Origin of the sequence: Mycobacterium sp., from assembly GCF_032159565.1 — a bacterium.
Lineage (GTDB): Bacteria > Actinomycetota > Actinomycetes > Mycobacteriales > Mycobacteriaceae > Mycobacterium.
Window position 1 is genome coordinate 20,241 of sequence record NZ_JAVHWR010000047.1, and the last position, 9,437, is coordinate 29,677.

Sequence of the window (9,437 nt, forward strand, 5' to 3'; positions counted from 1 at the left end):
ACAGGAAGATCATCTAGTTCGCGCCAGGTACTGGGCGAATCCGATTGTCCCTATTGGGTTCGCCGGTACCAGGTTGGCGCCGGACTTCAACCCAGCGACGATGCCACCGGGCAATGGCAACGACAGCACGCGCCGACGGCTATTGCGGGAGGTGAGATAGATCCGCCCGAGTTCGTCGTGGCCGAGGACCGCCGGCCCGCCGATGTCGTCGACACGGCCCGCGGGTCCCGTGTCAATGAGGGACACCAGGTGGGCCGCGACGTCGCCGGTGTCGACCGGCTGAAAGCGCACACCCTTAATAGCGATCAATGCAGGGGAGAACCGCTGGGCCGAGAATGTCGTCTCGATCAGATCGTGAAACTGCGTGACGCGGATAGTTGTGTGGCCGAGGTCCGACGCGGTCAACAACTCCTCGACGCGCAGCTTGGCTTTGTAGTACGGCAGCGGGATGCGGTCGACCCCGACGATCGAGACGTAGATGATGTTGTTCGTTCTGGCGCGGCGTGCGGCCGAGATGAGGTTGGTGGCGGAGACGACGTCCTTGCCGCGGGTGCCCTGCGTGGCGCAGTGGATGACGGTATCAATGCCGTCGAGCGCGGCGTCGATGCCCGCGCCGCTGAGAAGGTCGCCCTGCGCCCAGTGGACGCCGGTGTAACCGACGCGGGGTTTTCGGCTCAACGCGCGGACCTTGTGGCCGGCTTCGGTGGCCCCACCAACTACTCGGTGCCCGAGCGTGCCGGTCGCGCCGGTGACCAGAACCGTCGACGTCATGACTCCGCCATCCAGCGCGGAGGCCTTTTCTGCAGGAAGGCCATCATGCCCTCGCGGGCCTCGTCGGACACGAATAGTTCCGCAGACTGCCTGGTCAGATCCTCTGCCTGCTGGTCAAATGCTTTCAATATAGGAGCCGTGGTCAAGGCCTTCGACGCCGCGAGACCCTGCGGCGAGCCCTTCGCGATCTCGGCCGTCAGCTCAGACACGGCGACGGCGACGTCGTCGGCCGCGATCGTCACCAGACCCGTCTCAGCGGCCTCATCCGCCCCGAACTTCTCTCCGGTCACGAAATACCGGCTCGCTGCGCGAGCGGACATCTTCGGCAGCAGCGTCAGTGAGATGATCGACGGCGCCACCCCGATCCTCGCCTCGGTCAGCGCGAAGGTGCTGTTGCGCCCGGCCACCACGATGTCGCATGCCCCGACCAGCCCAAGCCCGCCTGCGCGGACATGCCCGTCGATCGCCCCGATCACCGGCTTCGGAATCTCGAGGATCGAGCGCAGCACCGACGTCAGCTGACGTGCATTGTTGGCGACCGTCTCGGCCGCATCGCCACCACTGGCCTCCGACAGGTCGGCGCCCGCGCAGAACGTCCCACCGGTGTGGCTCAGCACCACGGCCCGCACCGAGGAGTCGTCGGACGCATCGCACAGCCCCTGGCGCAGCTGATTGACCAGCGCCCTACTCAGCGCGTTGCGGTTGTGCGGCGAGTCCAGCGTGAGCCGCGCGACGGGACCTTCGACGGTGTAGTGGACCAGTGTGCTCATCAATAAGAGCGTGGCAGACCCAGTGACGTCTGCGCCACGAAGTTGAGCACCATCTCACGGCTGACCGGAGCGATGCGCGCGAGCTTCGACGCCGTCACCGCCGCGGCGATGCCGTACTCCTTGGTCAGCCCATTGCCGCCCAGCGACTGCACCGCCTGGTCGACGGCGCGCACCGACGCCTCGCCCGCGGCGTACTTGGCCATGTTGGCCGCCTCGGCCGCGCCGACGTCGTCGCCGCGGTCGTACAGCGTGGCCGCCTTCTGCATCATCAGCTTCGCGAGCTCGACCTCGATGTGGTTCTGCGCCAACGGATGCGACAGACCCTGGTGCGCGCCGATCGGCGTCTTCCACACCTGGCGCGTCTTGACATAGTCGACGGCCTTGTTGATCGCGAACCGGCCCATGCCCACCGCGCTGGCCGCTCCCATGATCCGCTCGGGGTTCAGACCGGCGAACAGTTGGGCGATCGCGGCGTCCTCCGACCCCACCAGTGCGTCGGCCGGCAGTCGGACGTCGTCGAGGAAGACCTGGAACTGGTTCTCCGGGCTGACGATCTCCATGTCGATCTTGGTCCACGTGAACCCGGGAGTGTCGGTGGGCACGATGAACAAGGCGGGCCGGAGGTTGCCGGACTTCGCCTCTTCAGTGCGGCCGACCACCAGCACCGCCTGCGCCTGGTCGACGCCGGAGATGTACACCTTCTGGCCCTTGAGGATCCAGTCCCTGCCGTCTCGGCGCGCGGTGGTGGTGATGCGGTGCGAGTTCGAACCCGCATCGGGTTCGGTGATCGCGAACGCCATCGTGATCGAGCCATCGGCGATACCCGGCAGCCACCGCTTCTTCTGCTCGTCGGTGCCGAACTTGGCGATGATCGTGCCGTTGATCGCGGGGGAGACCACCATCAGCAACAGCGGGCAGCCGCCTGCAGACATCTCTTCCATCACGATGGACAGCTCGTACATGCCCGCGCCGCCACCGCCGTACTCCTCGGGCAGGTTCACCCCGATGAAGCCGAGTTTGCCTGCCTCCCGCCATAACTCGTCGGTGTGCTGGCCGGCGCGTGCCTTCTCCAGGTAGTAGTCCTGGCCGTAGTCGGCGGCCATCGCGGTCACCGACTTGCGCAGCGCCTGCCGCTCGTCGCTCTCGATGAAGCCGTTGTCGGTCTGAGTCATGGGCTGGCTCCTTGTTCTTCGTCCACACGGGCAAGTACGGCGCCGACGTCGACCTGCTGGCCGACTTCGACGTTGAGTTCGGCGAGCACGCCGTCGCCCGGTGCGGCCACGGTGTGCTCCATCTTCATGGCTTCCATCCAGATCAGCGGCTGGCCCGCGGTGACGGTGTCGCCTACCGCGGCACCGATGCGAAGCACCGAACCCGGCATCGGCGCGAGCAGGGAACCGTGCGCGAGCGCCGCCGACGGATCGGGGAATCGTGGCAGCGCGACCAGTTGCACCGGCCCCAAAGGCGAGTCGACGAACACGTCGTCGCCGTATCGCGCAACGTGGAACGGGCGGTCCACGCCGTCCACCGCGAGCACCACATGCTCCGGCGACGACGAAACGATACTCACGCCCTCGTGGCCGGGCACGTCGACTCCGGTGCGTGTGAACCGATACCGCACCTCGTGCGTCCCACCCGCATTGTCGGCGAAGCGCTTGGTTTGGAACCCCGACGTGACGTTGCGCCACCCGCTGGGTGCAGCCGCGAAGACCGTTGCGGATCTGCGGTTTTCGGCGGCATCCGCGAGCGCCGCGGCCAACGCCGACAACTCGACGGCACACGGGTCGGCCAGCGGCGAGGCCAGCTCGGCCAGCCCGTGAGTGTCGAAGAACGCGGTGTCGGTAGCACCGTCGAGAAACGCGGGATGCCGCAGCACGTTGACGAGGAGGTCGCGATTGGTACGCACACCGTGGATTCGGGTGCGGGCCAGTGCGTCGGCCAGAAGGCTCGCGGCCTGACGGCGGACAGGCGCGTAGGAGATGATCTTCGCCAGCATCGGGTCGTAGAAAACCGACACCTGGGAACCGTTCTCGATGCCGGTGTCGACCCGCACGCCAAGCCCGTCGAGCGGCACGAATCGCGTTGTGATGTTGGGTACTTCGAAGCGGTGCACGGAGCCGGCCTGCGGCTGCCAGTCCTTGGCCGGGTCCTCGGCGTACAGCCGGGCCTCGACGGAGTAGCCCCGCGATGGCGGCGGCTCGGGATCGAGGTGGCCGCCGTCGGCGACAAGCAGTTGCAACCCGACGAGGTCCAGACCGGTGGTCGCCTCGGTGACGGGGTGCTCGACCTGAAGCCGGGTGTTCATCTCGAGGAAGAAGAAGTCGCCGGCCCCATCGTCAGAGCCGGAGGCCATGAACTCGACCGTGCCCGCGCCGGTGTAGCCGATCGCGCTCGCCGCAAGCCGCGCGGCGTCAAACAGCTTGTCGCGCATGCCCGGAGTTCGTTCGACGAGCGGCGACGGTGCCTCTTCGATGATCTTCTGGTGGCGCCGCTGGATCGAGCACTCGCGTTCGCCGACGGCCCACACTGTGCCGTGCTCGTCGGCGAGCACCTGAACCTCCACGTGGTGGCCGGTGGCGAGGTAGCGCTCACAGAACACCGTCGGATCACCGAACGCCGACTGCGCCTCGCGGCGCGCCGCCTCCACCTGCGCAGACAGCTCGGATAACTCGCGCACGACGCGCATGCCTCGGCCGCCGCCGCCTGCCGACGCCTTGATCAGCACCGGCAGTTGGTCGGCCGTCACGGTGTCGGGGTCGAGTTCGTCGAGCACCGGCACACCTGCGGCGGCCATCATCTTCTTGGCCTCGATCTTGGAGCCCATCGCCGCGACGGCGGCGACCGGTGGGCCGATCCACGTCAAACCTGCATCGAGCACCGCCGCAGCGAAATCGGGGTTCTCGGAGAGAAATCCGTAGCCGGGATGAACGGCGTCGGCGCCCGATGCCCGAGCCGCCGCGATCAACTGCTGGGCGTCGAGGTAGCCGTTACGTCCTTCGAGACGCACCCGCGCGTCGGCTTCTGCGACGTGCGGCGAACCGGCGTCGGAGTCGGTGTAGACAGCGACGGTGCCGATGCCGAGGCGGCGGCAGGTGGCGAACACCCGGCGGGCGATCTCGCCGCGGTTGGCGACCAGTACTCGGGTGGTCACGGCGTCACATCCTGAAGACGCCGAAGTTCGACGTCCCCTTGATCGGGCCATTGGCGATGGCGGACAGGCACATGCCCAGCACCGTGCGGGTGTCGCGCGGATCGATGACGCCGTCGTCGTACAGCATTCCGGACAGCACCATCGGCAGTGACTCCGCCTCGATCTGTCCCTCGACCGCGGCCCGCATCGCGGCGTCGGCGTCCTCGTCGACCTGCTGGCTGCGAGCCTCGGTCGCCGCGCGGCTCACGATCGACAGCACCCCGGCGAGCTGTGCGCCGCCCATCACCGCGGACTTGGCGCTGGGCCAGGCGAACAGGAAGCGCGGGTCATAGGCGCGCCCGCACATGCCGTAATGGCCTGCGCCGTAGGACGCGCCGACCAGCAGCGAGATGTGCGGAACTGTCGAGTTCGACACGGCGTTGATCATCATCGAGCCGTGCTTGATCATGCCGCCTTCCTCGTATTGCTTGCCGACCATGTAGCCGGTGGTGTTGTGCAAAAACAGAAGTGGCGTGTCCGATCGATTGGCGAGCTGGATGAACTGGGTGGCCTTCTGAGACTCCTCACTGAACAGCACGCCGCGATGGTTGGCCAGGATGCCGATCGGATAGCCGTACAGGCTCGCCCAACCGGTCACCAGCGACGATCCGTAGAGCGGTTTGAACTCGTCGAACTCGGAACCGTCGACGATGCGGGCGATCACGTCGCGCGGATCGAACGGGATGCGCAGATCCGATGGCACGATGCCGAGTAGTTCCTCGGCGTCATATTTAGGTGCGGTGACGGGCCCCGGTGTCGGGCCCTGCTTGCACCAGTTCAACCGCGCGACGATGCGGCGGCCGATCCGGATGGCGTCGAGCTCGTCGACCGCGAAATAGTCCGCCAGACCGGAAGTGCGGGCGTGCATTTCGGCACCGCCCAGCGACTCGTCATCGGACTCCTCGCCGGTGGCCATCTTCACCAGCGGCGGGCCGGCCAGGAACACCTTCGAGCGCTCCTTGATCATCACGACGTGGTCGGACATGCCAGGGACGTAGGCACCGCCCGCGGTGGAGTTGCCGAACACCAGGGCGATTGTCGGGATGCCCGCCGCAGACAACCGGGTCAGGTCGCGGAACATCTGCCCGCCGGGTACGAAGATCTGCTTCTGTGTGGGCAGATCGGCACCGCCCGACTCCACCATTGAGATCACCGGCAGCCGGTTTTGCAGAGCAATCTGGTTGGCCCGCAACACCTTCTTCAGCGTCCACGGATTGCTGGTGCCACCCTTGACCGTCGGGTCGTTCGCGACCAGCATGCACTCCACGCCCTCGACGGCTCCGATGCCGACGACGACGCTGGCCCCGATCTGGAACTCGCTGCCGTACGCGGCCAGCGGGCTCAGCTCGAGGAACGGCGAGTCCGGATCGATCAACATCTCGATGCGCTCGCGCGGCGTCATCTTGCCGCGGTCGTGGTGGCGCTTGACGTACTTCTCGCCGCCACCTCCCAGCGCCTTGGCGTGTTCGGCGTCGAGCTCGGCGAGCTTGGCCGTCATCGCCTCGGCTGCCTCGGCATAAGAGGGTGAGCGGGGATCCAGCGTCGACGCCAGCGCCGTCATGACTGGTATCCAAGTGTCTTGGCGGCCAGCGAGGCGAGGATTTCGGTTGTGCCGCCGCCGATTCCGAGGATCCGCATGTCGCGGTACTGACGTTCGACTTCCGATTCGGTCATGTATCCCATCCCGCCGAAGAGCTGTACCGCCTGGTTGGCGACCCACTCGCCGGCCTCGACGGCGGTGTTCTTGGCGAAGCACACCTGAGTTATCAAGGAATTGGTCTCTGAGCTCGATGTCGCCGCCATAGCGGCTCCGGAAGCCAATTGCCGTTCGACGAGGCTGCGGGTGTAGACGCGTGCGACGTCGACGCGGCGCGCCATCTCCGACAGCGTGTTCTGCACGGACTGCCGTGTTATCAGCGGCTTCCCGAATGTTTCCCTGTTGCGGCACCATTCGACGGTGAGGTCCAGGCAGCGCTGCGCGCTCGCGTACGCCTGCGCGGCCAGGCCCACCCGTTCGGAGATGAAGGCCCCGGCGATCTGAATGAAGCCGCTGTTCTCCGCCCCGATCAGATTAGCGGCGGGTACCCGCACGTCGGTGTAGGACAGTTCGGCGGTGTCGGAGGACCGCCAGCCCATCTTGTCTAGCTTGCGGGTCACCTCGAAGCCGCGCGTGCCCTTGTCGACGACGATCAGCGAAACTCCGGCCGCCCCAGGACCACCCGTGCGGGCAGCGGTGACGACGTAGTCGGCGCGCACGCCGGAGGTGATGTAGGTCTTCGCGCCGTTGATGATGTAGTCGTCGCCGTCGCGCGTCGCCTTGGTGGTGAGGTGGCCGACGTCGGACCCGCCGCCGGGTTCGGTGATCGCCAGCGATCCGATCTTCTCGCCGCGTAGCGTCGGCCGCACATAGGTGTCGATCAACCGCTGATCACCCGAGGCGATCATGTGCGGCACCGCGATACCGCAGGTGAACAACGACGCGAACACCCCGCCGGGCGCACCGGCGTAGTGCATCTCCTCGCAGATGACCACCGCGTCGGCGCCGTCGCCACCGCCGCCGCCGACCGCCTCGGGCAGGCCCGCGCCGAGCAGTCCCGCCTCGCCGGCCTTGAGGTGAAGCTCGCGTGGCAGCATGCCGAAGTGCTCCCACTCGTCGATGTACGGCAGCACTTCACGTTCGGCAAAGGCGCGCACCGTCTTTCGCAGCTGCTCTCGTTCGGGCGTATGCCAGATACTCATCCTCCACTCCCGCTCGTCTTCAGAAGGCTTTCGGGTATGTCGATGTGTCGGCTGCGCAACCACTCGCCGAGTCCCTTGGCCTGCGGATCGAAGCGCGCCTGGTAGGCCACGCCCTCGCCGAGGATGCCTTCGATGACGAAGTTCACCGCCCACAGGTCGGGCAGCACATGACGGGTGACCTCCAGGCCGACGGTCTCAGGCAGCATCTCGCGCAATTTCTCGACGGTGAGCGCGTGGGCCAGCCACCGCCACTGATTGGTGGTCCGCACCCACACGCCGACGTTGGCGTTGCCGCCCTTGTCGCCGCTGCGCGCACCGGCGATGCAGCCTAGCGGGACGCGCTGGGTGTCCTCGAACGGCAGCGGTTCGGGCAGCGCGAACGGTGCGACAGGTTCGAGCACCTTGGTTTCGGTGGCGGCGGGAATTTCTGTGCGGGTGCCGTCGGCGTGCACGGCAACCTGCGGCACCTCGGCGGCGTCGACGTAGCCGGGCGTGAACACGCCGTACACCTGACCCTCCCCCGGCGGCGCGGTGGTGGTGAATCCGGGATAGCTGGCAAGCGCTAATTCGACTGCGGCCGAAGAGAAGTGGCGGCCAACGTTGGCGGGGTCGGGGTCGCGGACCACGCAGTGCAGCAACGCGCTCGCGGCCTCCTCGGTGTCGGCGTCCTCGTGGTCGGTGCGCGCCAGCGTCCACTCCAGTTCGGCCGGTTTGACGGCCAGCCCGGATTCCAGCTGTTGCTGCACCAGCTCGGCCTTGGCGTCGATGTCGAGGCCCGTCAGCACGAACGTCATCGAGTTGCGGAAGCCGCCGATGCTGTTCAGCGACACCTTCAGCGTCGGCGGCGGCGGCTCACCCCGGACTCCGTCGATGCGCACCCGGTCGGCGCCGTCGGACGACAGTTGGATGCTGTCCAGCCGCACCGTCACATCGGGATTCGCGTACCGCGCACCGGTGATCTCGTAGAGAAGCTGGGCGGTGACGGTGTCGACGCTGACCAGCCCGCCGCTCCCCGCGTGCTTGGTGATCACCGATACCCCGTTGTCGTAGATCTCGGCCAGCGGGAAGCCTGGATGCAGAAGGTCGGCCCCCGCTGCGGCTTCCACAAAGAAGGCGAAGTTGCCGCCGGTCGCCTGCACCCCGCATTCGATGACGTGGCCTGCCGCCACGGCACCGGCCAGGCGGTCGTAATCGTCTCGGGCCCACCCGAAGTGGGCGGCGGCCGGGCCGACGATGACCGAGGCGTCGGTCACCCGGCCGGTGACCACGACGTCGGCGCCGCTGTTGAGGCAGTCGACGATGCCCCACGCGCCGAGGTAGGCGTTGGCCGCCAACGGGCTGCCCAAGCCGAGTTCGCCGGCGCGAGACACCAAGTCGTCGCCTTCGACGTGGGCGACCGTGGCGTCGAGGCCGAGCCGTTCGGCGAGCGCCCGCACCGCTGCGGCCAGTCCGGCCGGATTCAGTCCGCCGGCGTTCGCGACGATCCGCACGCCTCGGTCGAGCGCGGTGCCCAGACATTCCTCGAGCTGGGTCAGGAAGGTCTTGGCGTAGCCGCGGTCGGGGGACTTGGCCCGGTCGCGGGCCAGGATCAGCATCGTCAGCTCGGCGAGGTAGTCACCGGTGAGGTAGTCCAGTTCGCCGCCGGTCAGCATTTCCCGCATCGCCGAGTGCCGATCGCCGTAAAACCCCGAGCAGTTGCCGATCCGCACCGCAGAGGCGGTATTGCTCCTCGCGTCCGCAGCTGTTTGATTGCTCCTCGCGTCCGCAGACGTCACGCGTTCTCCTCATCGATCAGCGTGCCAACCAACCGGTAGGTTAACCGGTACCTCCGGTCCGCCGTCAAGGCACCCCAACTACGAACATTGGCGGGATAAACCGCGCTCAGCGTGTGTATTCACACCGAAATCGCACAGTTCGGAGGCTACGCCCGGCTAAAGGGGTGCGCATGAACTGGCTGGCATGGATCG

The 9,437-nt window shown here is 67.1% G+C and carries 7 protein-coding genes; all 7 read right to left on the reverse strand.

The window, feature by feature from the left end; all coding sequences use genetic code 11:
- Window positions 1–9 precede the first annotated feature (9 nt).
- Genes QOC76_RS06190 through QOC76_RS06220 form a run of 7 tightly spaced genes read right to left on the reverse strand, consistent with a single transcriptional unit; the run spans window position 10 to window position 9,179 of the window.
- Entirely contained in the window at window positions 10–771 is a 762-nt protein-coding gene (locus tag QOC76_RS06190; RefSeq protein WP_526355265.1) for an SDR family oxidoreductase, read from the reverse strand.
- Complete coding sequence (locus QOC76_RS06195; protein ID WP_526355267.1) at window positions 768–1,541, reverse strand: enoyl-CoA hydratase family protein; 774 nt, start codon at window positions 1,539–1,541, stop codon at window positions 768–770. The genes QOC76_RS06190 and QOC76_RS06195 overlap by 4 nt, the downstream gene beginning before the upstream one ends.
- The gene (locus QOC76_RS06200; RefSeq protein ID WP_526355269.1) at window positions 1,541–2,713 is read right to left on the reverse strand and encodes an acyl-CoA dehydrogenase family protein; all 1,173 of its coding nucleotides are present in this window, start codon (window positions 2,711–2,713) and stop codon (window positions 1,541–1,543) included. The genes QOC76_RS06195 and QOC76_RS06200 overlap by 1 nt, the downstream gene beginning before the upstream one ends.
- Complete coding sequence (locus QOC76_RS06205) at window positions 2,710–4,692, reverse strand: acetyl/propionyl/methylcrotonyl-CoA carboxylase subunit alpha (protein WP_526355271.1); 1,983 nt, start codon at window positions 4,690–4,692, stop codon at window positions 2,710–2,712. The genes QOC76_RS06200 and QOC76_RS06205 overlap by 4 nt, the downstream gene beginning before the upstream one ends.
- 4 nt (window positions 4,693–4,696) lie before the next feature.
- Window positions 4,697–6,292, reverse strand: coding sequence for an acyl-CoA carboxylase subunit beta (locus tag QOC76_RS06210; protein WP_526355273.1), 1,596 nt, complete (start codon window positions 6,290–6,292; stop codon window positions 4,697–4,699).
- Window positions 6,289–7,470, reverse strand: a complete 1,182-nt coding sequence (locus tag QOC76_RS06215) for an acyl-CoA dehydrogenase family protein (protein WP_526355275.1) — start codon at window positions 7,468–7,470, stop codon at window positions 6,289–6,291. The genes QOC76_RS06210 and QOC76_RS06215 overlap by 4 nt, the downstream gene beginning before the upstream one ends.
- The gene (locus QOC76_RS06220) at window positions 7,467–9,179 is read right to left on the reverse strand and encodes an acyclic terpene utilization AtuA family protein (protein WP_526355281.1); all 1,713 of its coding nucleotides are present in this window, start codon (window positions 9,177–9,179) and stop codon (window positions 7,467–7,469) included. Before QOC76_RS06220 ends, QOC76_RS06215 begins: the two co-directional genes overlap by 4 nt.
- Window positions 9,180–9,437 lie beyond the last annotated feature (258 nt).

Bases quoted from the DNA above. Each gene is read 5' to 3' on its own strand.
- QOC76_RS06190 (WP_526355265.1), bottom strand. From the start codon at position 771: ATGACGTCGACGGTTCTGGTCACCGGCGCGACCGGCACGCTCGGGCAC.
- QOC76_RS06195 (WP_526355267.1), bottom strand. From the start codon at position 1,541: ATGAGCACACTGGTCCACTACACCGTCGAAGGTCCCGTCGCGCGGCTC.
- QOC76_RS06200 (WP_526355269.1), bottom strand. From the start codon at position 2,713: ATGACTCAGACCGACAACGGCTTCATCGAGAGCGACGAGCGGCAGGCG.
- QOC76_RS06210 (WP_526355273.1), bottom strand. From the start codon at position 6,292: ATGACGGCGCTGGCGTCGACGCTGGATCCCCGCTCACCCTCTTATGCC.
- QOC76_RS06215 (WP_526355275.1), bottom strand. From the start codon at position 7,470: ATGAGTATCTGGCATACGCCCGAACGAGAGCAGCTGCGAAAGACGGTG.